This is a genomic window from Candidatus Stoquefichus sp. SB1, from assembly GCF_001244545.1.
Taxonomy (GTDB): Bacteria; Bacillota_I; Bacilli_A; order Erysipelotrichales; family Coprobacillaceae; genus Stoquefichus.
Window position 1 is genome coordinate 855,832 of record NZ_LN852696.1, and the last position, 25,398, is coordinate 881,229.

Annotated in this window: 26 protein-coding genes; 19 read left to right on the top strand and 7 right to left on the bottom strand. The window is 28.7% G+C overall.

All coding sequences use genetic code 11. The annotated features are described in order from the left end of the window. Positions 1-161 precede the first annotated feature (161 nt). The 4 genes from BN1865_RS16710 (at position 162) to BN1865_RS16725 (ending at position 7,049) form a co-directional block, all read left to right on the top strand. Complete coding sequence (locus BN1865_RS16710; RefSeq protein WP_050638389.1) at positions 162-1,487, top strand: PTS sugar transporter subunit IIC; 1,326 nt, start codon at positions 162-164, stop codon at positions 1,485-1,487. Further along, the gene (locus BN1865_RS16715; protein ID WP_050638390.1) at positions 1,487-2,932 is read left to right on the top strand and encodes a glycoside hydrolase family 1 protein; all 1,446 of its coding nucleotides are present in this window, start codon (positions 1,487-1,489) and stop codon (positions 2,930-2,932) included. Before BN1865_RS16710 ends, BN1865_RS16715 begins: the two co-directional genes overlap by 1 nt. Continuing rightward, on the top strand, positions 2,929-5,187 hold the full coding sequence (locus BN1865_RS16720; RefSeq protein ID WP_050638391.1) for a glycoside hydrolase family 3 protein: 2,259 nt from the start codon (positions 2,929-2,931) through the stop codon (positions 5,185-5,187). The genes BN1865_RS16715 and BN1865_RS16720 overlap by 4 nt, the downstream gene beginning before the upstream one ends. Before the next feature lie 80 nt (positions 5,188-5,267). After that, positions 5,268-7,049: an HTH domain-containing protein gene (locus tag BN1865_RS16725; RefSeq protein WP_050638392.1), complete on the top strand. Its 1,782-nt coding sequence runs from the start codon at positions 5,268-5,270 to the stop codon at positions 7,047-7,049. A 324-nt stretch (positions 7,050-7,373) separates the two neighbouring features. On the opposite strand, the gene BN1865_RS19000 is transcribed toward BN1865_RS16725, so the two are convergent. Both BN1865_RS19000 and BN1865_RS16730 read right to left on the bottom strand, forming a co-directional pair. Beyond that, positions 7,374-7,505: a hypothetical protein gene (locus tag BN1865_RS19000; RefSeq protein ID WP_255351775.1), complete on the bottom strand. Its 132-nt coding sequence runs from the start codon at positions 7,503-7,505 to the stop codon at positions 7,374-7,376. Between the two features lie 78 nt (positions 7,506-7,583). After that, complete coding sequence (locus BN1865_RS16730) at positions 7,584-7,898, bottom strand: type II toxin-antitoxin system RelE/ParE family toxin (RefSeq protein WP_050638393.1); 315 nt, start codon at positions 7,896-7,898, stop codon at positions 7,584-7,586. Between the two features lie 319 nt (positions 7,899-8,217). Here BN1865_RS16730 and BN1865_RS16735 point away from each other — a divergent pair, with 319 nt between their 5' ends. From BN1865_RS16735 to BN1865_RS16740, 3 genes are all read left to right on the top strand, one after another. Next, positions 8,218-9,222, top strand: coding sequence for a hypothetical protein (locus tag BN1865_RS16735; RefSeq protein WP_050638394.1), 1,005 nt, complete (start codon positions 8,218-8,220; stop codon positions 9,220-9,222). Positions 9,223-9,773: 551 nt separating this feature from the next. After that, entirely contained in the window at positions 9,774-9,914 is a 141-nt protein-coding gene (locus BN1865_RS18495) for a hypothetical protein (protein WP_157844148.1), read from the top strand. A 129-nt stretch (positions 9,915-10,043) separates the two neighbouring features. Beyond that, positions 10,044-10,355 carry a hypothetical protein gene (locus BN1865_RS16740; protein WP_050638395.1) on the top strand — a complete coding sequence of 104 codons (312 nt, stop codon included), beginning with the start codon at positions 10,044-10,046 and terminating at the stop codon, positions 10,353-10,355. A 297-nt stretch (positions 10,356-10,652) separates the two neighbouring features. Here the strand turns inward: BN1865_RS16740 and BN1865_RS16745 are convergent, their stop codons facing one another. The 3 genes from BN1865_RS16745 to BN1865_RS16755 all read right to left on the bottom strand — a co-directional run bounded on the left by BN1865_RS16745 (position 10,653) and on the right by BN1865_RS16755 (position 13,202). After that, positions 10,653-11,339 (bottom strand): tyrosine-type recombinase/integrase, encoded by a 687-nt coding sequence (locus BN1865_RS16745; RefSeq protein ID WP_198527299.1) that lies wholly within the window; start codon positions 11,337-11,339, stop codon positions 10,653-10,655. A 157-nt stretch (positions 11,340-11,496) separates the two neighbouring features. Beyond that, the gene (locus BN1865_RS16750) at positions 11,497-12,495 is read right to left on the bottom strand and encodes a GGGtGRT protein (protein WP_050638396.1); all 999 of its coding nucleotides are present in this window, start codon (positions 12,493-12,495) and stop codon (positions 11,497-11,499) included. 14 nt (positions 12,496-12,509) lie between these two features. Then, positions 12,510-13,202 carry an iron-sulfur cluster assembly scaffold protein gene (locus BN1865_RS16755; RefSeq protein WP_050638397.1) on the bottom strand — a complete coding sequence of 231 codons (693 nt, stop codon included), beginning with the start codon at positions 13,200-13,202 and terminating at the stop codon, positions 12,510-12,512. Positions 13,203-13,465: 263 nt separating this feature from the next. Between BN1865_RS16755 and BN1865_RS16760 the strand changes: the two genes are divergently transcribed. Together BN1865_RS16760 and BN1865_RS16765 are read left to right on the top strand one after the other, a co-directional pair. Further along, positions 13,466-13,897 carry a MarR family transcriptional regulator gene (locus BN1865_RS16760; protein WP_050638398.1) on the top strand — a complete coding sequence of 144 codons (432 nt, stop codon included), beginning with the start codon at positions 13,466-13,468 and terminating at the stop codon, positions 13,895-13,897. Further along, positions 13,897-14,664 carry a sulfite exporter TauE/SafE family protein gene (locus tag BN1865_RS16765; protein WP_050638399.1) on the top strand — a complete coding sequence of 256 codons (768 nt, stop codon included), beginning with the start codon at positions 13,897-13,899 and terminating at the stop codon, positions 14,662-14,664. Before BN1865_RS16760 ends, BN1865_RS16765 begins: the two co-directional genes overlap by 1 nt. 37 nt (positions 14,665-14,701) lie before the next feature. Here BN1865_RS16765 and BN1865_RS16770 read toward each other — a convergent pair whose 3' ends face one another. Next, entirely contained in the window at positions 14,702-15,058 is a 357-nt protein-coding gene (locus BN1865_RS16770) for a helix-turn-helix domain-containing protein (protein WP_050638400.1), read from the bottom strand. A gap of 175 nt (positions 15,059-15,233) precedes the next feature. On the opposite strand from BN1865_RS16770, the gene BN1865_RS16775 reads away from it, so the two are divergent. Next, a complete protein-coding gene (locus BN1865_RS16775) occupies positions 15,234-15,926 on the top strand; it encodes a hypothetical protein (protein ID WP_198527300.1) in 693 nt (230 codons plus the stop codon). Between the two features lie 42 nt (positions 15,927-15,968). Here BN1865_RS16775 and BN1865_RS16780 read toward each other — a convergent pair whose 3' ends face one another. Beyond that, on the bottom strand, positions 15,969-16,376 hold the full coding sequence (locus tag BN1865_RS16780) for an Hsp20/alpha crystallin family protein (RefSeq protein ID WP_050638402.1): 408 nt from the start codon (positions 16,374-16,376) through the stop codon (positions 15,969-15,971). A gap of 212 nt (positions 16,377-16,588) precedes the next feature. On the opposite strand from BN1865_RS16780, the gene BN1865_RS16785 reads away from it, so the two are divergent. The 9 genes from BN1865_RS16785 (at position 16,589) to BN1865_RS16825 (ending at position 25,247) form a co-directional block, all read left to right on the top strand. Next, the gene (locus BN1865_RS16785; RefSeq protein ID WP_050638403.1) at positions 16,589-17,452 is read left to right on the top strand and encodes a Cof-type HAD-IIB family hydrolase; all 864 of its coding nucleotides are present in this window, start codon (positions 16,589-16,591) and stop codon (positions 17,450-17,452) included. A gap of 79 nt (positions 17,453-17,531) precedes the next feature. Further along, positions 17,532-18,212 (top strand): VanR-ABDEGLN family response regulator transcription factor, encoded by a 681-nt coding sequence (gene vanR / locus BN1865_RS16790; protein ID WP_050638404.1) that lies wholly within the window; start codon positions 17,532-17,534, stop codon positions 18,210-18,212. Next, complete coding sequence (locus BN1865_RS16795) at positions 18,205-19,302, top strand: sensor histidine kinase (protein WP_050638405.1); 1,098 nt, start codon at positions 18,205-18,207, stop codon at positions 19,300-19,302. Before vanR ends, BN1865_RS16795 begins: the two co-directional genes overlap by 8 nt. Before the next feature lie 73 nt (positions 19,303-19,375). Further along, complete coding sequence (locus BN1865_RS16800; RefSeq protein WP_050638406.1) at positions 19,376-20,131, top strand: C39 family peptidase; 756 nt, start codon at positions 19,376-19,378, stop codon at positions 20,129-20,131. Positions 20,132-20,160: 29 nt separating this feature from the next. Then, complete coding sequence (locus tag BN1865_RS16805; protein ID WP_050638407.1) at positions 20,161-20,616, top strand: GNAT family N-acetyltransferase; 456 nt, start codon at positions 20,161-20,163, stop codon at positions 20,614-20,616. Positions 20,617-20,670: 54 nt separating this feature from the next. Then, positions 20,671-21,333, top strand: a complete 663-nt coding sequence (locus tag BN1865_RS16810; RefSeq protein WP_082190027.1) for a response regulator transcription factor — start codon at positions 20,671-20,673, stop codon at positions 21,331-21,333. After that, positions 21,318-22,343, top strand: a complete 1,026-nt coding sequence (locus BN1865_RS16815) for a sensor histidine kinase (protein WP_050638409.1) — start codon at positions 21,318-21,320, stop codon at positions 22,341-22,343. The genes BN1865_RS16810 and BN1865_RS16815 overlap by 16 nt, the downstream gene beginning before the upstream one ends. A gap of 41 nt (positions 22,344-22,384) precedes the next feature. Further along, positions 22,385-23,065 (top strand): ABC transporter ATP-binding protein, encoded by a 681-nt coding sequence (locus tag BN1865_RS16820; RefSeq protein ID WP_050638619.1) that lies wholly within the window; start codon positions 22,385-22,387, stop codon positions 23,063-23,065. After that, positions 23,055-25,247, top strand: a complete 2,193-nt coding sequence (locus tag BN1865_RS16825) for an ABC transporter permease (protein ID WP_050638410.1) — start codon at positions 23,055-23,057, stop codon at positions 25,245-25,247. The genes BN1865_RS16820 and BN1865_RS16825 overlap by 11 nt, the downstream gene beginning before the upstream one ends. Positions 25,248-25,398: the final 151 nt, after the last annotated feature.

Here is a 25,398-nt window from a genome sequence, read left to right on the forward strand (position 1 = left end):
AAAAGAAATACTTGAATAAATTGAAGGATAATATAAATAGGATATTTAATAAATTGCACATCTGATGTGCAATTTATTGTTTGTAACTCATAGATATTTTATATATGATATAGACGTAATAGATAGCGCTATTTATAACGAAAAGAGAGGAGAGAAGAAAATTGAATTCTTCATTTATTAATAAAATTCAGAATATTTTAGAAGGAAGTTTGGGTAAAGTTGCATCTAAGTTATCAACTGAAAAACATATTAATTCTTTAAAAAGTGGTATGATGTTTACACTCCCATTTACATTATTAGGTGGATTTGTAATGATATTGATGTTTTTACCAATTCCATCTGGGATTGAACCAACAAACTGGTTTTATAGTTTGTTATTGAATATTCAATCTTGGGGTTCTAGTTCACTTGTGTTAAAGACTTTATACAATTTATCCTTAGGACTTATATCAGTTTATACAGTCATTGGAATTTCATATTCGTTATCAGAAGAGTATAAACTCAAATCAAGTTATACTTGTTTAACTTCATTATTTGTATTTTTAGCAATTGCAGTAGAAGTAGGAAAAAATGAAAGTGGATTAAATTCTATTTCAATTAATTATTTAGATGCTAGTGGTATGTTTGAAGCAATTATTGTTGCGATGCTTACAGTAGAAGTGAGTCGATTATTAAAAAAATATAATGTAACGATTAGATTGCCAGAATCAGTACCACCTATGGTCAGTGCACCATTTGAATTATTAATTCCTTTAATTATCAATGTATTGCTTGTTGTTGGAGGAAATGAATTGTTAAAAATTGGTCTAGGGTATGGCTTTGTTGATTTGCTAACAAATATATTAGCTCCATTTCTATCAGCAAGCGAATCTTTACCAGCGGTTGTATTGATTAATGTACTCGTAATGACATTTTGGTTGTTTGGTATTCATGGAGCAGCTTTAATGGCAGCAATTATTGGACCGTTACAAACAGCAAATCTTACAGCGAATGCTGCTGCAGTAGCTTCAGGAGCAGCTATGACCCATGTTTTTGCTGGTTCTTTTAAGTCAATTTTTGCAACACAAATTATGTATAATGCTTTACTTATTGCTGTCTTATTATTTGCTAAAAGTCCAAGATTACGTTCACTATGTAAATTCTCTTTTATACCCAATCTATTTAATATTAATGAACCATTAATATTTGGATTACCAATTGTTATGAACGTTATTTTAGTTGTACCAATTTTATTAACAACAATATTAAATACAATTGTTTCATATTTAATGATGAGTTTTGATATTGTTGGAAAGATCTATATCTATTTCTTGCCAACTTTTCCTGCACCAATTAATGCATTTCTATCAACAATGGATTGGAAAGCTCCAGTTATGTGGTTTATATTATTTGCAGTAAATTTACTTATTTTCTATCCATTTATTAAATTATTTGATAAACAAGTCATTGAAGAAGACAAAATTGCTCTTGAAGGAGAAAATGATTAATGAATACAAAGTATGTGTTTCCTGAAGGATTTCTTTGGGGTGGAGCATTGGCTGCAAACCAATGTGAAGGTGCATATAGAGAAGATGGTAAGGGGTTATCTGTTGCTGATTTTCTCGAATTAGGAACAGTAAGCAGTAGGGTAAAAGACTTTAAATTAACACTTAAAGATGGTGTTTATTATCCTAGACATGAAGCAATTGATTTTTATCACCATTATAAGGAAGATATAAAATTATTTGGTGAAATGGGTTTTAAATGTTTGAGAATATCAATTGCCTGGACAAGAATATTTCCAAATGGGGATGATGAAGAACCTAATAAAAAAGGTATTGAATTTTATAAGAATGTTTTAACTGAAATGAAAAAATATAAAATAGAGCCTATATTAACGATTTCACATTTTGAGATGCCAAGTGCTTTAGTTGAAAACTATGGTGGATGGGAAAATTATGAACTAATTCATTTGTTTGAAAATTATACTAGAGTTTTATTTACTGAATTTTCAGATGTAAAGTACTGGATAGTATTTAATGAGATAAATTGTGCAGTTAATGATATTCATGGAGATTGGCCAATATGTATTCATACAGGACTAAAGATGGATATAGGTGATAATAGATTTGAAAAAATTTATCAGGCTATTCATCATCAATTTGTTGCCACTGCAAAAACTGTTCAATTATGTCATAAAATGTTAAAAGGAGCTCAAATAGGAGCAATGGTTGCGCATATTCCATCTTATCCAAGAACATGTGATCCGGAGGATATTTATAACAATTTTTGGCGAGAAAGATATAAAGAGTTATTCTTTTTAGATGTTCCTGCAACTGGCAAATATCCTTATTATTTTCATAAATATATGCAACAAAATAATGCAATCATTGATATGAAAGAAGACGATTTACGCTTAATAAGTGAGAATAAAATAGATTTTATTGCTTTTAGTTATTATATGTCAATAGCATTTTCGAGTTATCCTGAGAAGTATCAAGAGGGATCAGGAAATATTTTTAGTGGAGTTAAAAATCCTTATTTAAAAGCTAGTGATTGGGGCTGGGAAATTGATCCATTAGGGCTTAGATATTCATTAAATTATCTTTATGATAGATATCATTTGCCATTATTTATAGTCGAAAATGGATTTGGTGCTGATGACGATGCATTACAAGAAGAAATTGATGATCAATATAGGATTGACTATTTTAATTCTCATTTTAAGGAAGCATATAAAGCTATAGAAGAAGATGGGGTTGATTTAATAGGTTTTTGTACTTGGGGACCAATAGACATTATTTCAGCTGGAAGTGGTGAAATGAAAAAAAGGTATGGATTTATCTATGTTGATAAAGATAATAATGGTCAAGGAACTTTGCAAAGAAGAAAAAAGAAAAGTTTTTATTGGTATAAAGATGTTATTGCATCAAATGGAGGAACTTTGCAATGATAGGCCAATCAGATAATTTTAACTGTGGAGAAGATAAAGGACAGTATATACTATTTAAAAATAAAAATGGACAAAATATTGGTATTTCAAAATTGAATATAGATGGAATTATTTATAAAGATGGACTCTTTTTTAAAGATCATGATCATACTGGAATATTGAATCTTTATAAAGATTGGAGACTAGATCCAGATATAAGAGCCAATGATTTGGCAAATAAACTATCAATAGAAGAAATAGCTGGATTAATGTTATATTCTTCACATCAAACGGTAACAAAGAAGAGTAGTAAGTATGAAAAACTATTTGGTGAAAACACATATAATGGAAAAAAGTTCCAAGAATCAAATTGTGAAATATGGCATTTAACAGATCAGCAAAAAAAGTTTTTAGAAAAGGATCATGTCAGACATATTCTATTATCGTCAGTTGATAGCGCAAAAGAAGCAGCACTTTGGGCTAATGAAATTCAATCTTTTTGTGAGATGAATGGATTAGGAATACCTGTTAATATAAGTTCTGATCCAAGACATGGAATAAGTTCAGATGCGGAGTATAATTTGGGCGCAGGAAGTGATATATCAAAATGGCCTGAAAACTTAGGATTAGCTGCAACTTTTGATCCATCAGTAACAAGAGCGTTTGCTGAAATTTGTGCGAAAGAGTATAGATGCTTGGGAATCACCACAGCTTTATCACCACAGATTGATTTAGCGACTGATCCAAGATGGCGAAGATTTATTGGAACTTTTGGTGAAAACACAAAATTAAGTACTGATATGGCAGAAGCATACTGCGATGCACTTCAATCCACTTATAGTGAAACACATGAGGATCTTGGATGGGGGAGTGAAAGTGTCAATGCAATGGTGAAACACTGGCCAGGTGGAGGGAGTGGTGAAGGTGGAAGAGATGCACATTATTGTTATGGAAAATATGCTGTCTATCCAGGAAATAATTTTTCTGAACACTTAAAACCTTTCGTAAATGGTGCTTTTAAACTTAGTGGTAAAACAAGACAAGCATCTTCCGTCATGCCTTATTATACAATCTCATATAATCAGGATTTAAAAGAAAATGTTGGAAATGGATATTCTCAATATATTGTTTCAGATTTGTTAAGAGATAAATACCATTATAATGGAGTTGTTTGTACTGATTGGTTAATAACGGCCAATCATGGTCCAAATATAGAAACATTTTCTGGAAAATGCTGGGGGTTAGAGGAAAAATCAGTAGCATTTAGACATTTTAAAGCATTGGAAGCAGGTGTTGATCAATTTGGTGGAAATAATGATATTGTACCAGTATTAGAAGCCTATAAAATGTTAGTGACAAAATATGGTCAAGATAAGGCAGATGAGCGAATGCGAATATCTGCTAAACGATTATTAACGAATATGTTTCAAACTGGATTGTTTGATAATCCATATGTAGATATTGATAAGACAGTTTTAACTGTAGGATGTAGCGAATATACACAAAAAGGTTATATAACTCAAGTAAAATCAGTTGTTATGTTAAAGAATAATAATATTTTACCTATAGAAAAAAGAGTCAAGGTTTATATTCCTAGTAGAAAAGTAGAAGTGTCAACAGATTGGTTTGGAAATATCCTCCCAGAAATATCTAAACCATGTCTGAATCTAAATATAGCTCAAAAATATTATGAAGTTGTTGATAATGCTGAAGATGCTGATTTTGCAATCGTATCAATTATGAGTCCTGTAAGTGAAGGTTATGATAAGCAAAAAGGGTATATTCCAATTACATTACAATATCGTCCATATACTGCAAGTTATGCTAGAAAGACTAGTATTGCAAAAGGAGAGCCATTAGAGAAGAACTGTGATCGAAATTATTTTGGTAAATCAAATCATGCTTTTAATGAATCAGATTTAGATATGGTTTTAAAAACAAAAAAATTAATGAAAAATAAACCAGTTATTGTATCTATCATGATGAAAAAACCATGTGTTGTTAGTGAATTTGAAAAACACGCTGATGCTATACTTGTTCATTTTGGTGTACAGGATCAAGTCATACTTGAAATTATAAAAGGAATTTATGAACCAAGTGGATTATTACCATTTCAAATGCCAAAGGATATGAAAACAGTTGAAGAACAATATGAAGATGTTTCAGGTGATATGGACTGCTATACTGATGAAAATAATCATCAATACGATTTTGCATATGGTATGGATTTTAGTGGGATTATTGATGATCAACGTGTTCATAGATATAAAAAGTAGAATTGTTTATCATTCTACTTTTTCTTGCTTTACAAAATTATATTCAGGTATAATAAAAGTATAGTAAAGAAGGTGAGTTTATGATTAGAAGACAACGCGAAATACTATTTTATTTAATGAAAAGAAATGATTCAGTCATCGGAAGTCAAATAGCTAAAGAATTTCATGTGAGTTTAAGAACGGTTAGAAATGATATTAAGAAAATTAATGAAGAAATACTAAGCTTAGGTATTAAAGTCAATTCTTCAAAAACTTATGGCTATTATTTATCAGACAATGAGAAACAAATTTTATATGAAAATAAAAGGTATTTTGAAATTGCTTCACATAATACAACACTTAATTTACCAGAAACATCACAAGAAAGAGCAATGTATATATTATTAAAATTATGCACTCAAAAAACATTGAATTTAATGGATATAGAAGATGAATTATTTATTACAACAACAACAGTAAATCAAGACGTAAAAAAATTGTTATATATCATCAATAAAAAGTTTCCAAAACTTAAAATTATTTTTGTAAAATCCAATATTTTAATGTTAGACGGAACTGAAGAATCTAAAAGAGATTTAATTAGTGGTATTTTTTCACAGACAAAGGATGATATATTATTAATGAAATATATGAATTATATTTTTGATTCAGATTTCAATAAGATTTTTAATATGGTATATGTACTTATTTGTTCACTTGATGTAGGTAGAGAAGATAAATTTACTGGAAATGGATTAAAATCTTTTACATTTGATATTGTTATTAGTTATTTTCGTAATAAAAATGATAAGTTTAAGATTGAAAAAATAGACAATGACATATCTCAATATATTTTTAATATACATAATCAATTACAAAAATTGGATATAAACTTAAGTCAGAGTGATCTTCATTTCTTGCAAAAAAGATATCATACAAAAACTTTTCTTTTAAAAGATAGTTATTATATACAGAATCAAAAATGGATTGATAGTATATTATCTCAATTTAACACTCATTTAAAAAATCACTTCAATATGAGTTTAGATAAAAAATTTCAGAATGAAGAGATGAAATTATTATTAGAATGTATTATTTTGAGAATTGAAAATGGATATTATTATGATGAATATTTCAAAAATGAACTCTTTGAACATGATACATTAGCATTCATATTATCTTATATGTTAGGAAATGTAATACATTCAGTTTTAGGATATAAAATTGACAAAAATAATCTATATCTTATAGCCAGTTCTCTTTCGGGTTATTTAAGAAAAAACTTTCATATTATTGAAGCTTATCTGGTTTGTAATCAAGATAAAGGGTATTGTGTAAATCTGATTGATATGTTAAAACGAATTTCAGCTGATAAAATTTATATTAAAGGTGTAATAAATAGTATGGATTATTTTTTTAATAAAAATATGTATGAGAATGAAATGATGATTATTAATAGTAATGATTTTCAATTTTATGAGAAAAATAATATAAGAATAGAAAAAATACCTGTGACATATGCGGATGTAGTAAAGATTGAAGAAGTATATTTTAAAAGTATTCTCAAAAATGTAATAATAAATATTGATAAATATAGTGATATAAAAGCAAACACATTTGATGAGTTATTAACTTTGCTAGAAACTCAATATCACCTCAAAAATAATGAATTAAATAGAAGTATTGAATTAGGAATATACAAAGCAAGGGATGAAAAAATGATTATCCCATATATTGATTATGAATTGGTAAATATTGAAATAAAAGAAATTAAAGTTAATATGAAATTCAATAATTTTCATATTGAACATATCATCATTATAAGAATTGGGGAAATTGACTTTAAGGAATTTTATGCATTATTGTATTATTATATGAGTTGATTTTTTATAATGTAAGAATTGAATTTTAAAATCATATTTGTAATTATTTACAAGTTTCTTCAATCGAAACTGAAACCAAGAATTATCAAAATAATAATGAAAAAAACGAATTCAAAAAACAATGAATTTATCAATGTAAATTAGATTTTGAAGTGAAATTTTAAAAGTTATATTTTATTTAAATGTGTGCAATAAGTATGTAATTCATCACCTCTGAGGACTTCTTACAAGTTCTTAAATATTTATAGGACAATAATAGCCGTATCAAAACAGTTACAATGAATTGTTGTTATAAATCAATTCCATTTTTTTACTAAACATTGATCATACTTCTTCTTCGGAATGCATTCGACCTTGTTCATAATCTTTTTCTGCTTCTTCTAATTTTTCTTCAATATTCTGTGAATGAGTAAAACATTTTGTGTCTTTTCGTTTTAATTCATTGGACAATTTCATTAATGTCACACTCCTAATAAATAATTTATTATTATTTAAATAAATATGGAATAGTTGTTTACTATTCCATAAAATATTTTAAATTAATTTGTTTTCATAATCTTCTAATTGATGAAATACACGTAAGATATTGATTATATTTTTCGTTTGATCAATTTCATAACATAATAAATATCCCATAAATAGTGCACAACAGATTTCACGTTTATTCCTAATCAGTCTAACCCTTTGAATAAAAGGGGAGTCCGATAATATAGCAATCTCTGCTTCAATAGAATCAAGGAAATGATTATTAATTTGAGGATTGAAATAAGTTTGATTATAATAACTTAAGATATTATTGGTATCATTTATGGCTCTATCAGCAAAATTAACATGAAATTTAATTGTCACGATAAGCATACCTATTACGTAATTGTTCTAAAACAGTCGCAACATCAGTTACCTTACCGTTATCAACATCTTTTAATCTTTCATCTATTTTTTCTTCAATAGATTTTGGGCTTATTGATATGTTTTATAGGTTTCATAATATCAGCTACTTTATTATTTATAGTATATCAAATTTATAAATTAATACTATTAGTTTTCATAATAATTATTTAATGTTGATGAGGCTGAATTGAAAAAATATAGTATTTTCGATTTGGTTGAACTTGTAGAAAATAAATATATCAGGTATGATATATCTATATGATTGGAGTGTGAAAGTGTGAAATATGCAGTTTTACCTATTGAAAGGTTTGAATTAGATTATGCATTAAAAATTGGTGATTTTTATTTTATTCCATCAGAATTAAAAAGTGAGAGTGGGGAAGTTGAATATGATAAAAGTATGAGTGATGAGGATCGAATAAAAGAAAAAGAGGTATTATTACTAGCTTGGGAACTTTATAAATCATGGGATGATCAAGGAGTAACTTGTTGCTTTTTTCCATATGAAGATCCATTGATTGAATTAGATAATAGAAATGCTAACGATAATAGTTTTATTATCAAAAAAATGATTAGAGAAGCAAGAGATTTTTTAAATGTTTTTATTTTATCAATATGTCATTTTGAAAATAAAATGGAATTGCCTACTTATCCAGGAATATTTATGCAAACTCAATTAGCTGCTTATGTAGATACTGAAAAAAAAGAGGCTATTTTTTTGAGTGGAAATATTGAATATATTTCATATGAAGGTTTAGGAATGTATGCTGAAATAAATAATATTAATCTTGATTTTGTAGAAATTTATAATAGTAAAAGAAATGATGAGGTGATAAATACAATCAAAAAATGTTTATATTTATTACAACAAAGTTTATACGAGTTTGATTTGACAACTGCATTTAATACTTTAATTAGGGCTTGTGAAATTATTGCGAATCCTCAAGAGTATATTAAACTTAAAGATGTTAGAAAATTTATTCAGTTTTTTTTACTATTAGATAGATATGATGTGGAAAATGAAAAAGGAAAGTTTAAAACATCGTATATGCAAGATTGTGATAATTTAATAGAGATTTTTCAAAGTTTAAGAACTGCAACTATTCATACAAGCAAAAATTTAGATGAATTTTATAATGAATCTAGAGATGTGAATCATTTTTTAAATTCTTTATACTTTAAGATTATCACTGTGTGTAGGACAATATTTGAAACTAAAATTACTAATTATAGCGATTTGCATGAATATAAAAAAAATATTATGTTGAGTGTAGGATTATAAAATTTATAGATAGATATATTATACTTTTTAAATTATGTATTCATTAGTAAATACCATAGATAAGAGAATAAATTCTATATAAAATTAGTAGAGATAGATTGAAGGGGAGGATGTTTATGAAACAAGATGATTTGGTAAAAGCGATTAATAATTATATAGAATTAGACAATAATCGTTATTCTGCAATTCTTATAAATGCTCATTGGGTTGCTTGAAAAACATACTTTGTAAAAAACGTTTTATTTAATGAGATAAAGATAACATTACATCAGAATAATAAGCATCTATTTTATATATCATTAAATGGAATTAATGGTATTAACGAATTGCATTCAAGGTTTAATATTACAAAATTGCAATTTGGAATAAGTAAAGGAAATTCTAAAAATAAAAATTTCAAGCAAGATTCATTGGCAATAGTATCTACTTTTACATAAATACTTTCAGATGAGAAAAAAAGATTAGAATTTTTTGCGAAAATGATTAATTCTGTAATTAAAATTAGTAATAAAATGTTGTAGAATATACATGGGGATAATTTTATATTTATATTGGATGATTTAGAAAGATGTACTGTCGATATTCAGGAGTTATTAGGATGTATAAGTGATATTGCTGAACAAGATTCTTGTAAATTTATAATTGTAGGTAATGAAAATGAAATAAAAAATCAAGCGAATATAAAAGAATAAAGGAAAAGGTAATTGGACACACATATTTATTTACACAGAGCATTGAGGATATACTAAAGAATGAGCTTAATGATGATGACTTTTCAGATGTTAAGAAACAATTTATTAATTGGCTAGAAAATTTTGAAAATGTTAATTGTAGAATACTATTTCAATCAATCAATTAATGCTTATCAAATTCTAAAGAGTGAAATAAATAAATTGAATTTTTCGTATTTTGATAATGAAAATAAATGGCAAGAGTTTTGTGCTATCCTATTGAAATCTTGCTATTTTATAAAGGAACAGATTTCAGTACCTAAAGATTTACAAAAGAAGGGTGTAGAAAGGGCATTATATGATTTTATAATAGAATGTAATAATAGAAAAATGGAGTTTGAATTTGTAAAAATACAGTTGAAAATGGATATTTTAATAAAGAACAAATTCAAGAAGAACTAGATTTATATATAAAAAAAGAAAAAAATTATATAAAATAATGATTTTCAGTAAATATATTTTATATAATTATAGTTTGATAAATTGTCTACTAAATTGTGAAAGGATATTGAATTGATCAATATCTTTTTTATGTTAGAAGTCAAGATGTTTAAATAATTTTGTGTTATGGCTAATGAACTATGACCAAGTATTTTTTGTCAGGTTACAACATTTCCACCCATGAGAATCCACTTTTTTGCAAAGGTATATCTTTATCGGTGAATACCAGTTTTATAAATACCTCTATTGTGATGATACTCAAATAAACTTTGGATTGATAAATTGTTTCCCAAACACATTGCAAAACAAGTAATCATCATTATTATATTGTCTTACAATTAGATATTTATGTAGAATCGTATCAATTGTAGAGTTTAAAGGCAATATAAGAGACTTTATGTTTTTAGTCATTCTTATATAAACAACCTCATTATCAAAATCTATATCCTTTATCTTAATGTTTATGAGACAGTTCATTCTAATACCTGTTGATAATAAGAAATTAATGATAACCCATATTTTATATTCACTGAAACTACATTGTTTCATGTTAGGCTTTTTTAATAATATAGATAATTCATTGTCACTATAACATTCAATAGGTTCTTTATCTACTATAATAAGAGTAATATCAAAAGTTTTTAAATAATCATTTTTCACAGAGAAGCGCATAAGTGTTTTTAAGTCTCTAGCATATGCATATAGTGTTGTATCTTTCACATTAAGATTATCTTTTATATCTAGAATAAAATTATTCATAGTTTCTTGATTAAAAGATGAAATAGGAGTATTAGGATCAATAAACCTATAAATTGACTTCATACATTCTTTGTAATGCTTAATCGTTCCATCACGTAAACTCCTAGCCATGCAATATAACAAGTATTCTTCACATCCTTCCTCAAATGTTAAATTTGTTTCTTTTTTCATTGTTAATTTTTTCATAATTCTACCTTTCTTGTGTACAAAAAAAACTGTACACATCACCATAGAATTTATCTAAATAACGTGTACAGTTTCATTATGTTAAAATTAACAAGTTTTATATTTACTAGAGATACATTGTATTCTAGATAATTCAAAAAGCGTTGATTTTATCAAATTATTTACAAGCTTCTTCAATCGCTACAGCAACAGCTACAGTTGCACCAACCATTGGGTTGTTACCCATACCGATTAATCCCATCATTTCTACGTGAGCAGGAACTGATGAAGAACCAGCGAATTGTGCATCACTGTGCATACGTCCCATAGTATCAGTCATACCATAAGAAGCAGGTCCAGCTGCCATGTTATCAGGATGTAATGTACGTCCTGTTCCTCCACCTGAAGCAACAGAGAAATATTTCTTACCTTGTTCTACACATTCTTTTTTATAAGTACCAGCTACTGGATGTTGGAAACGAGTAGGGTTAGTAGAGTTACCAGTAATAGAAACATCTACACCTTCTTTGTGCATAATTGCAACACCTTCACGAACATCATCAGAACCATAGCAGTTTACTTTTGCTCTTGGTCCATCAGAGTAAGCTGTTCTAGATAATTCTTTCACTTCACCAGTGAAATAATCAAATTCAGTTTCAACATAAGTGAATCCATTAATTCTTGAAATGATCTTAGCAGCATCTTTACCTAAACCATTTAAAATAACTCTTAATGGTTTTGTTCTAACTTTGTTAGCTTTTTCAGCAATTTTAATTGCTCCTTCAGCAGCAGCAAATGATTCATGTCCTGCTAAGAAACAGAAACATTCAGTTTTTTCATCTAATAACATAGATCCTAAGTTACCATGTCCTAAACCAACTTTACGATCATCAGCAACAGATCCAGGAATACAGAATGATTGTAAACCTACACCAATAGTTTTTGCAGCATCAACTGCTTTTACATCTCCGTTTTTGATTGCCATTGCAGCACCTACAGTGTAAGCCCAGCAAGCATTTTCAAAACAGATAGGTTGAGTTGATTTTACGATTTCGTAAACATCAATACCTTTTTCATCACAAATTGCTTTAGCTTCTTCAATAGATTTAATATCATATTTAGCTAATGCAGCGTTGATTTGATCAATTCTACGTTCATAATTTTCAAATAATGCCATCTTTGTACCCTCCATTATTCCTTTCTTGGATCGATGTATTTAGCAGCATTATCAAATCTACCATAAGTACCAGTAGCTTCTTTTAATGCTTCATTTGCATCTTTTCCAGCTTTAATCATATCCATCATTCTACCAAGACTAATGAATTCGTAACCGATGATTTCATTATTATCATCTAAAGCAATTCTGTTAATATATCCTTCAGTTAATTCAAGATATCTAGGACCTTTTAATTTAGTAGAATAAGCAGTACCAACCATACTTCTTAATCCTTTACCTAAATCTTCAAGACCAGCTCCAACAGATAAACCACCTTCAGAGAAAGCAGACTGGCTACGTCCATAAACGATTTGTAAGAATAATTCTCTCATTGCAGTATTAATAGCATCACAAACTAAGTCAGTATTTAAACCTTCTAATAAAGTTTTACCAACTAAAGCTTCACTTGCCATAGCAGCTGAGTGAGTCATACCAGAGCATCCAATTGTTTCAATTAATGCTTCTTCGATAATTCCTTCTTTTACATTTAATGATAACTTACATGCACCTTGTTGAGGAGCACACCAACCAATACCATGTGTAAAACCAGAAATATCTTTGATTTCTTTTGAATATACCCATTTTCCTTCTTCAGGAATTGGAGCACATCCATGATTTCCACCGCGTGCAACAGTGCACATTTCTTCGACTTCTTTTGTATAAATCATTTTTTTACTCCTTTCATTTTCTTAAAATGATTACAGCATGGACAAGAGAAATAATTATTTCTCTCTTTTCCAGGTGAAGGAATTCACCTACTGTGATTATAAGGCAAAAGTGTCTTAAAGTCAATGAAGTCCACAGTTTCCCAAGATAAAAATATCGAATTATGTCAATCCTTTTCATCTGATGAAAAAAATTGATGTACAGTTTATTGACATTTGCATATTTTATATTATAATAGTTCAAAATAGAACTATTTGGAGGGCGTATGACAGAATTACTCAATATGATTCATAGCATGAAAAAACTTTATGATCATCTATGTTTAGATGTCATGGAAAAATATCATATCACACGTAGTGAATTAGATATTTTACTCTTTTTAAACAATAATCCTGAATTTGATAGTGCCAAGGATATTGTAGAAAAAAGAGGACTTGTGAAATCACATGCTTCAATGGGAATAGAGAAATTGTTGAAAAATGGATATATTGAATCCATTCAAGATAAAAATGATAAACGTAAATATCATTTGTATCTTTTACCATTATCTCAGCCTCTTATTCATGATGGTTTACAAGTGCAAAAACATTTTAATGAGATACTATTTAAAAATTTTACTTTAGAAGAAAAAAAGATATATCAAAAAATGGTTCAACAGATGTATGACAACATAAAACAAGAGGAGGTTCATTTATAATGTTTGCATGGTTTATTTATATTGTTGCTGGAATGGGAGCGGGAATTGGTACTGGGTTGGCAGGATTATCAGCAGCCGCTGTTATTTCACCAATGTTGATTACTTTTTTAGGTTTTGATCCTTATGAGGCAGTTGGTATTTCTTTAGCATCAGATGTTTTGGCTTCAGCTATCTCAGCTTATACTTATGGTAAAAATAAGAACTTAGATGTTAAAAATGGTTTGGTCATGTTAGCAAGTGTCCTTGTTTTTACACTTATTGGAAGTTATATTGCTTCTTTGGTACCAAGTGGAACAATGGGAAGTTTTTCAGTCTTTATGACATTATTATTAGGAATTAAGTTTATTGTTAAACCAGTTATGACAACGAAAGAAGCCTTAGCATCTAAAACGCAAAAACAAAAAGTGATTCAATCTTTATTATGTGGTTGTTTAATTGGATTTATTTGTGGATTTATTGGTGCAGGTGGCGGAATGATGTTATTATTAATTTTAACATCTGTACTTCAATATGAACTGAAAACAGCAGTTGGAACAAGTGTGTTTATTATGGCCTTTACTGCTTTTACAGGTGCTGCATCACATATGTATATTGGTGGTTTTCCAGATTTAGAAGCATTAATTGTATGTATCATTGCGACTCTTGTTGGGGCCAGAGTCGCTGCTTTGTTTGCAAATAAGGCAGAACCAAAAGTGTTAAATCAGGCAACTGGAGTTGTTTTAACAGTTTTAGGATTGGCTATGGTAGTCACAAAATATTTATTTTAGATGAAAGTATAAAAGTTATCCGTTGAATGGATAACTTTTATTTTTGCTTATCTTTACGCATATGTTTGAGTGCTTTATCTAAAAAATCAATTCCTTGCATATAAAAAATATTTTCATCTTTATTAAGTGATCTGATTGTTTGACAAACTCTTGCTTCATCTTTACCTTGAATTAATAAATCAAGATTACCATGATCATGAAGCCCTAACAGGTGATTAAGATCAATATCTAATAATTGACAAATATCTCTTAATACATCTAATGGCGGATAACAGGTGTCATTGACATATGTTGAAAATGTCTTTGGATTAATATTGAGTTGATCAGCTGCTGCTTTTTGTGTTAAATTTTTCTGTTCTAATCGAGCAGCAATAATTTTACCAATTTTCAACATAGCTTTTCACCTCTTTTATATGATTATAACGAAAACTCATTAAAATCTGTGAAATATCTATTTAAAATAGAATTATATTTGATAACTATTTAAACTGCTGATATAATAAAAATATCAAACATATACAAATGTAAGTATAGAAGGAGTGAAAAATATGTACATATATGATTTTCTAATGTCTTTAGATCTATTTCAAAAAGATAAACTACCAAATCTTGAACGTTTTATTAAAAATGCAATTTATTATGGTATCAATACAAAAGATGAACTTAATGAAAGAGAAATATCCTATAATGGAGATGATCAAAATTATCTTGTTTATTCATTAGGTAAAAATACACATAAACTTTATTCTATTGGTATCGATCAGGAATTAAATTATATTCAAGAATTAACTAAAGAGCCTTTGAAAATACCAAGAGCATCGATGATTTATGTTGATACAGCCATTTTTGAAGCTATCAGATTATATGATGAACTCACAAGATATCCTGATTCACAAGCTTTTTTTGATTTCACATTAAATTATGATATCCAGCTTATGACAAGTCTTTATCAGGATAATCATTTTGAATATAAACCAGCCCTTGTTTATTTTCATAATAATCCCATTGAAAGAGACATTGCTCAAGCTCAATTTGTTTATTTTATAAAAAAATATGCTCAGCATCGCTTAAAGAATGCCAAAGCTAAAGGAACATACATTTATCATAATTTTGATGCTGTTTTAAAAAATACATTATTAAGTTATGATGCCATTCAAGAAAGGGGATATAAAGTATCAGAATATACCCATATTCCTAATGAAGAATTTGATGATTTTTTACAACAAATCTTTTATTTACCACATTATATGAAAGAAGAATAAAAAAACAGCTAGGAAATTAATTATCCTAGCTGTTTTCACCATTTATTCAATAGAAATATATTTCTTTTCTTCAACTTGTTTAACTGTATCTTTAGGAATAGAAATCTTTAACTCACCATTATCAAATGATGCTTTAATATCTTCTTCTTTGATACCTTCACCAACATAGAAGTTACGACTGCAACTTCCACTATAACGCTCACGTCTAATCACATGACCTTCATCATCTTTTTCTTCATTATCAATATTTTTTGTTGCATTGATAATCAAGTAACCATCTTTTAATTCCATTTGGATATCTTCCTTTTTATAACCAGGAAGTTCCATATTCATTAAATACTGTCCATCTTTTTCAACAATATCAGTACGCATTGCATCAACTGATGAATAATTAAATGGATCATGGAATAAATCATCAAACATATCACTAAATGTAGGTAGGAATTTCATAAAATATCGCCTCTTTCTTTTTTACCACCATAATTCTCAATACACTATTGAGAAATGAAACAACTACCTCATTAGGGGATCTCCCTAACTACAATTATATTATACCACTCTTTTTAGCACTGTCAAGCATAGAGTGCTAAAAATTTCTATATTTGTAAATTTGATTTTTTATTCGAGGAGTTATGATATGATTTTATCAGGAGTGTGATTATATGATAAAACTTGTTGTAAGTGACATGGATGGAACATTAATTAATCATCAAAGTCAAATCTCGCCAGCTAATTTAAAGGCGATTCATCAATTACAGGCATCTGGTATAGAATTTGCAATTGCAAGTGGTAGGGATTATCAGGGGGTACGTTCAGTTTTAGATCGTTATGATATTCATTGTAGTGCGATTTTAGGAAATGGAGCACAATACTGTGATGAGAATCATCAAATTGTTATGGATTGTTATTTGAATAAAGATGTATGTTTCAATATTGTTTCTATTTTTGAAGCAGCACATATCCCTTATATGATTTTTACAACACAGGGATTTTATACTGGCTTAGAGCCTCAATTTGTTAAAGATATGTTTATAGAAAGAGCTGTTCGCCGTTTTCATAGTCGACCTGAAGATTATGCTGACCAGGGTGCTTTTGCGATGTCTCCTTGTAATCAATTACAAAAAATAAATCATTTTGAGGAATTTTTAAAACGTGATTTAGATATTATTAAGGTTGAAGCTTTTTCATTAGATGCTAAGGATATTCCACCGACAAAAGAACAACTAGCACAAATTCCTACAATTTCTTATCTATCTTCTTTTGATGATAATGTTGAAGTAACAGATGAGAATGCACAAAAAGGCTATATTCTTAAAAAAGTTGCACAGCTTAAACATATATCTATTGACGAAATTGCTGTTTTAGGTGATGGCATGAATGATTTAAGCATGTTTGAAGAATTTCCTTGTTCCTTTGCACCTATGAATGCTGAGGAAAGAATCAAAGAATTGGCTCATTATATTGTGAGTGATTGTGAAGAAGATGGTTTTGCTGAAGCTATTGATATGATACTGAAGGATTTTTAAAAGAAATCCTTTTTTTCTTAATAGATTCTTAATAAATTCATATCAATAATGTAATATAATGTAGAAAAGGGGTGGAATTATGAATATACTTGTTGTTGATGATGAAAAAGAAATTGCTGATTTAGTAGAACTTTATCTCAAAAATGAAGGATATACAGTTTATAAATTTTATAATGGAACCCATGCACTTGCCTGTGTTGATAAAGAAGAGATTGATTTAGCAATTTTAGACATTATGCTACCAGATATAGATGGTTTAACCATTTGTCAAAAAATAAGAGAACATTATAATTTTCCCATTATTATGTTAACTGCTAAAGAAACAGAAATTGATAAAATTACTGGACTGACAATAGGGGCAGATGATTATGTCACAAAACCATTTCGTCCATTGGAATTAATGGCACGTGTCAAAGCCCAATTAAGACGTTATACATCAATGCCATCACTTCAAAAGGAAACAGTGATTACTATTGGAGCATTAACGATTGATCAAACAAATCATCAATGTACTTTAAATAATCAGCCTCTATCATTAACACCTACAGAGTTTTCAATTCTTTATTTATTATGTTCGCATAAAGGGAAAGTTGTGAGCGTTGATCAGATATATCAAGATCTATGGGGTGAGAAATATTATACAAATTCAAGTAGTTCTGTTATGGTTCATATTCGTCATTTAAGAGAGAAAATGAATGATTCAGCAGAAAATCCTAAATATATTCAGACAATCTGGGGAGTAGGTTATAAAATTGGCTAAAGATTATACAAGTAAATTTCAAAAAGAGATTTTAAAGAAGCATTTAATCATTGCAATTATATCTATTGTATTAATGTTATTGTTTTATTTTTTTGTTGATCATTTTTATAATGGTGCTGCAATTAATTTTATTCAAGAGATATTTGGTTGGACATTTGCTAATTTTATTTTAAAAAATCAAAGTGCTTTTGTATTTATGACGTTATTAATTGTTCTTTTATTGAATTCATTGATTGTAGAAGTTTATGCCATTCAAAAAATTTCCCATGTCTTTTCTCAAATGAAAATATTATTTCAAAAAGATAATCAAAGAATTATATTGGATGAATCATTATTTGAGTTAGAAAATGATTTAAATGAATTAAAAATTGAATCTATTGAAAATGAAAAAAAAGCAATTAAAGAAGCTCAACATAAAGTTGATATGATTGCTTATTTAGCTCATGATATCAAAACACCTCTAGCATCAGTTATTGGGTATTTATGTTTATTAGATGAAACAGATGATTTACCCGATGATTTACGTCATAAATATACACATATGACATTAGAGAAGGCATATCGTTTAGAAAAACTGATTAATGAGTTTTTTGATATTGCAAAATTAAATCAAACATATAGTTCATTACATAAAGAAGATATTAATTTATATTATTTATTAGAGCAAATGAAAGAAGAATTCTATCCAATTATGAATCAAAAAGGACAAGTCATTGATATTCAGGTTGAACCTTCTATGATGATTTATGCAGATGCTAATAAAATAGCTCGTGTTTTTAATAATATTTTAAAAAATGCATTTTATTATGGTGATAAAAATACAACAATATCAATTGTTGGAAAACAGGATGATGTTTATTCACATATTTTATTTAGAAATATAGGAATAACTATCCCAGAAGATAAACTACAAACAATATTTGAACAATTTTATCGTTTAGATGAATCACGTTCTTCTGCAACTGGTGGTTCAGGATTAGGATTATCTATTGCGAAAATGATTGTTGAACAGCATCAGGGATTTATCAAAGCTGAAAGTCAAAATCATATTACAACATTTGAAGTTTTGATTCCACTTTTACCACTTTAATAAATTCTTAAGAATTTGTTAAACAAATTTATTGTTTTTTCTTCTATACTTGATTTGTATGGAGGAAAATTGTATGAAAAAAAAGATTGTTATTGGTATTGTGATTGTGATGATACCTTTCTTGATTTTAATTTTAGATCATTTTGTTTTAAATGAGGATCTTCATTTAGATAGTTTTTATGACAGTTCAAAAGAATGGTCATATATTACAGAACATCAAAATGAGTATCCTCTTTCCTTATTAAAATTAGCAATGCATAATAAAGAAACAATTCCTTTTGTTGCACATTATCCTCAAAATTCATCTAAAAATCTTTCTATGAATGTTCAAGATGACTTAAAAACAGGTGGAATTCCACTTTTGCTGCAATGGGATGAACGTTGGGGATATAAAAATTATGGTGATAATATTATGGCTATCAATGGATGTGGACCAACTTGTTTGTCAATGGTTGTGAGTTATCTCAAACAAAATGGACAATATCATCCCTATTGCATTGCTCAATTTGCAAGAGGGAAAGGTTATTATAGTGAAAGCGGAACGGCTTGGGGTTTAATGAATCAGGGAGCAAAGTCATTTGGTATAAAGGTTGAAGAATTAGGATTGGATGAGGAAGTGATTAAAGAAAAGTTAACTGCCAAGAATCCAATTATTTGTAGTGTTTCAAAAGGAACCTTTACAACTGAGGGACATTTTATTGTTTTACGTGAATATAAAAATGGGTTGATTTATGTTAATGATCCTAATAGTCGTGAAAAAAGTCAGAAGGGTTATACTTTCAAAGAATTAAAATATCAAATTAAAAATTTATGGGCTTATTCATTATAGCATGCTATAATCTGATAGAGGTGACAGATGTGGAAATTCGACAAGTTCCTTATACCGATTATGATTTGCAAACATTGGTACAAGAGTTAGATGATTTCTTTTTAAATGCCTGGGGACAACAAGTGGCTGGACGTTATCAAAGTTTGCATCAGCTTTCTTTGATGGCTTATGAGTGTGTTTGTTATGAAAAGGAACCTATAGGGTGTGGCTGCTTAAAACATATTGATGCTCAGAATGTAGAAATCAAGCGAATGTATGTCCGTGCCAAATATCGTCGACAAGGTGTAGCTACGCAAATATTGCAACATTTAGAAACTGTTGCAATAAACAATGGATATCGTTATTGTCTTTTAGAAACAGGAAAAGATATGCAGGATAATATATTGTTTTATGAAAAATGTGGGTATTATTTGGTTGATAATTTTGGTGATTTTATTGGTGATGATATTTGTATATGTATGAAGAAAGATTTGAATAGCAACTAGCTATTCTTTTTTTGACTCCATATATGTTACAATAAGGATAAAGGGGGAATGAAAATGATACTTATCGTAGAAGATGATCTGGGGATACAAGAAACATTAAAAGATTTATTAATGATGAAAGGCTATCAGGTCCAACAGGCTTATACAATCAAAGACGTTTTAAAGAAGGAATTAAAATCATTTGAACTGATTATTATTGATATTCAATTGCCAGATGGTAATGGTGTCACTTTATGTCAACAAATCAGACAAATTTCACAAGTTCCGATCTTATTTTTAACTGCTAGAAATGATGAAGAAACAATTGTTGAAGCTTTAAATGCAGGTGGTGATGATTATATTACAAAACCTTTTAGAGCCAATGAATTACTTGCAAGAATGCAAAGTATATCACGTCGTGTTATCAAAAATAAAGAAATCATTGAAACTGATGATTTAGTAATTGATATGAAAAAATATCAGATCTTTAAAAATAATGAAGAGATTGTTTTAAGTGCAATTGGTTATGAAATCTTATTTTTAATGGTCCAAAATCAAGGGATTGTTGTGACAAGAGAAAGATTAATAGAATTTATTGAAGAGCGAACAGGAAATTATATTGAAGATAATACAGTGACAGTTCATATGAAAAGATTAAGAGAAAAATTAGGAACATATCAAGGGCGAGACTACATTGAGACAGTAAGGGGGATTGGTTATCGATGGAAAAACGTATAAAGAAAAGTCAAACTCTTTATTCCTTAAGTTTTATATTGTTTTTTATTTGTATCATATGTTTATCTAGTTTGGGATTATGGTTCCCTGATTCCTATCTTTTTTCATGTATTCTCATATTATCTATCATTGCTTTAATAGCCCATTGTTTTTATGTTTCACATTTAAAATCATTATTATTGACGCTGATTAAAATGACTCAAATGATTATTGATCAAAAGGATGATTTATTTCCCATTATTGATGGAGAAAGTTATATTGCTGTTTTATCATCCCATTTACATTTATTAAATCAAAGAATGCAAGGAATGATAGCCTATTTAAACTTAGAAAAACAAAATTTAAAGATCTTTATAGAAGATATTTCTCATCAAATCAAAACACCATTAACCGCAATGTTTTTAAAAGAAGATATCTTATTAGAAATAACTAATGGACAACAGCATCAAATTGTTGAGCAAATTATCTTTCAAACAGAACAGATTCATCATTATATAGAATCATTATTACATCTCGCTCAATTAGAATCACAAACAATTGTTTATCATAAAAAAGAATATATGTTTGATGAATTACTAAATAGTATCCAAGAACATTTATTACCATTAATGGAAAAGCATGATGTTTCATTTTTTATACAAAATGAAAAACAAATGATTTATTGTGATTTTCAATGGATGAGTGAAGCATTAGAAAACATCTTAAAAAACTGTATTGAGCAAATTGATCATTCCCATATTCATATTTCTTATCAACAACAATCCTCTTATAATAAAATCATTATTCATGATCATGGAAAAGGTTTTTTGCCAGAAGATATTCCCCATATTTTTGAGCGATTTTATCGTAATCAATATCAAAATCATCAAGGTATCGGGATTGGTCTTTCCATAACGAAACAGATTATTGAAGATCATCATGGCACTATTCAAATTAATAATGATCAAGGCGCAGTGTTTGAAATCCTATTACCTCAAAAAGAAACAAAAAGTAAGTATCCAGTCACTATCTAGTCAGAATAAACGATTATAGTAGATAGTAGGAGGGAAGAATGATGGCACTATTAGAATTAAAGGATGTAAGAAAGAGTTATGGTTATGATGAAAATAAGGTAGATGCAATTTCTCAAATCAATATCACAATTGAGGAAGGAAGTTTTGTCGCTATTGTTGGTAAAAGCGGAAGTGGGAAATCGACTTTATTGCATGTGATGGGAGGATTAACAAAGCCTCAGCATGGAGTGGTAATGTTAGAAGGAAAGTCATTGTATGATATGAGTGATGATCAGCTGTCACGTTATCGTAGACGGAGAATGGGCTTTGTCTTTCAGTTTTATAATCTGATTTCCAGTTTAAATGTCATTGAGAATATTGTATTACCCATTCATCTGGATCATTTAAAAGAAGATCATCAATATGTAGATGAACTTTTAGACTTGCTGGATTTAAAAGAAAAGAAAACTGCCTTTGTCAGAGAACTATCAGGAGGGCAGCAACAAAGAGTAGCGATTGCCAGAGCCTTGGCAATGAAACCGGCGATTATTTTAGCTGATGAACCGACAGGAAATCTGGATGCCAAAAGTTCACAGGAAGTGGTAGAACTGTTAAAATTATCACAACGAAGATATCATCAAACCCTCATCCTGGTAACGCATGATGATATGATTGCATCACAGGCAGATCGCATCATAACAATTAGTGATGGTCGAATTGTGGGTGATTCAGATGAAAAATAATATTTTAAATCATTTTGCATTTAATGATTTAAAGAATCACAAGACAGATACAATTGTCTCCTTTATGACTTTAACATGTCTCTCTTTTATCATGCTGATGGTTACATTTTTATCACCTTTGCTACTAAATTTATATGATCTTGAATATAAGGAAACATTTGGTTATTATGACTATGAAAGTGAGCATGAATTAAGCAAGGATGAGATATTAAATGATCATTTAACAATTGGTGGTCAAGACTATCTTTTTAAAGATGCACCGATATTATATACACTGCTACATCATATAGGAACAACACTTACAGAAGATAGTATTGATTATATTGATGGAGATTTAACCAATCTTGCTGTTAATATCAGTGAAGGACGTTTACCTGAACATGAAAATGAATTGGCTGTCAAAAAAGAAGTTTTAAGAAATTTGGGTTATGAGAGTTCATTAAATCAAAATATTTCTATTCCTTATTATTTTACTGATGAAAATAATGAAGAAAATTATGGTGTGATTGAGGGGAAGATTGTTGGCTTTTTAGCTTTCTCTGGGAATTCATCAGTGATTACTGGTGATTATCAGGGAGCGAATTGTTATCGGGTTTACTTGAGAAATCAACAACATAGAAAAGTTCTCTCTAAAAAAATACAGCTACTAGCAATGAATGAGGTGTTTCAAACACGTAAAGGTTTAGATACCTTGGTTGTTATGATTGAATTTATTTTGTTTATCATTGGGAATGTTATTGCTTCAGGATTAACAATTGCTTCATTTCAAAACCGGCAAAAAGATTACACATTGCTAAGGGGATTAGGTGCAACCAAACGGCAGCTTTACTATGTTGTTTTCCTGCAGACTGTCTTCATTGGTCTGTGTGCCTTTGCATTGGCTTCCGTTTTATATGTCGTAGCCGGTCTTTGTTGCCAAACAATTTTTCAATCAAAAATAGTTTTAGAGTTCTATTTTGAATATTATATAGGTATAGGTATTATCATACTTTTGACAAGTTTTATAAGTTATTTTATACCTGCTAGAGCCTCTTGTCGTAGAGCTTTAACTGGTTCTTTTGAAAGCAATGAATTTCAATATTTCTATTATCGTTATAAGAAATTACATCAGATGAGACCACTTTATTTAGGCTGGCGACAACTTGTTGGACGTAAAAAACAAATGTTTGTCAAAATTTTTCTGATTTTTATTGTATGTTTATTCACTATGATCATGATTGGAAATAAATTTGATCAAGAAGATTCGATATCTAAAAAAATGAGTGATGCTCAAAATCGTTTACAGACAACTGAAATATCTATAAAGTATCAATTAGAAAATTTGAATCAACAAAACGATTTACATTTCTTTGATGTATATCAGCAGTATGCCAAAGAAATATTTTACATGCCTTATATAGAAATGGAAGAAAATAGAGTTCAAGTTTATAGTTATAATGATGATACAAAAAAAGCATTTCATCTAGATAAAGAATTAAAATCTGGAGAAATCATAGCGAGTCAGACTTATAGAAACGAAGGAGATACTTTATCGATTGATAAACAAGAATATACAATTGTTGAAAGTATTCCAGGGAATACAGATTTTGTGGTTATGAATCAGGAAGATTATCAACAATATGATGATCTTCAAAAAAAGACTTGTATTCAAATCAACTTTGCAAACATTCATGATAAAACAAATGGATATTTAGCTTTTGCAAAACAAAAAGATTTAAAGGGCTATTATCAGTGTAAAGATAGCTTATTAATGGCTATGAAGGATATAGATAGCTGGAAAGATTATAGCATACATAGTCTATCTTATATATCAACAGTTATTATCGTTGGAGCCTCAGTTATATATGTCTATCAATTGGCTTATGAAATTATGAAAGATAAGGAAAATATTGGGACTTATCAGCTCTTAGGTTTTCAAAAACGTGAGATATGGATGATTTATGCATCAAAATCACTTTTTATAGCAATGATAGGTTTTGTATGTGCTGTCTATTATCATTTTGTATCTTTGTATATGAATAATGTGGATGGAAATTGGCCTATCTATATAACTTCAAAAGCAATCCGAGAACAAATTGGCATACCAATTTTGATTATTATTGTTTTGATTTCCCTATCTTTATTAACAATCTACTCAATTTTAAGAAAAGATGGTTTAGAAAACAAACAATTAAGAGAATAGTTTTGACTATTCTCTTAATTTATAATAAAACATATTAGTGATGATTATGATAGTACTATTTGAATTAATAATGATCAAGGCGCAGTGTTTGAAATCCTATTACCTCAAAAAGAAACAAAAAGTAAGTATCCAGTCACTATCTAGTCAGAAT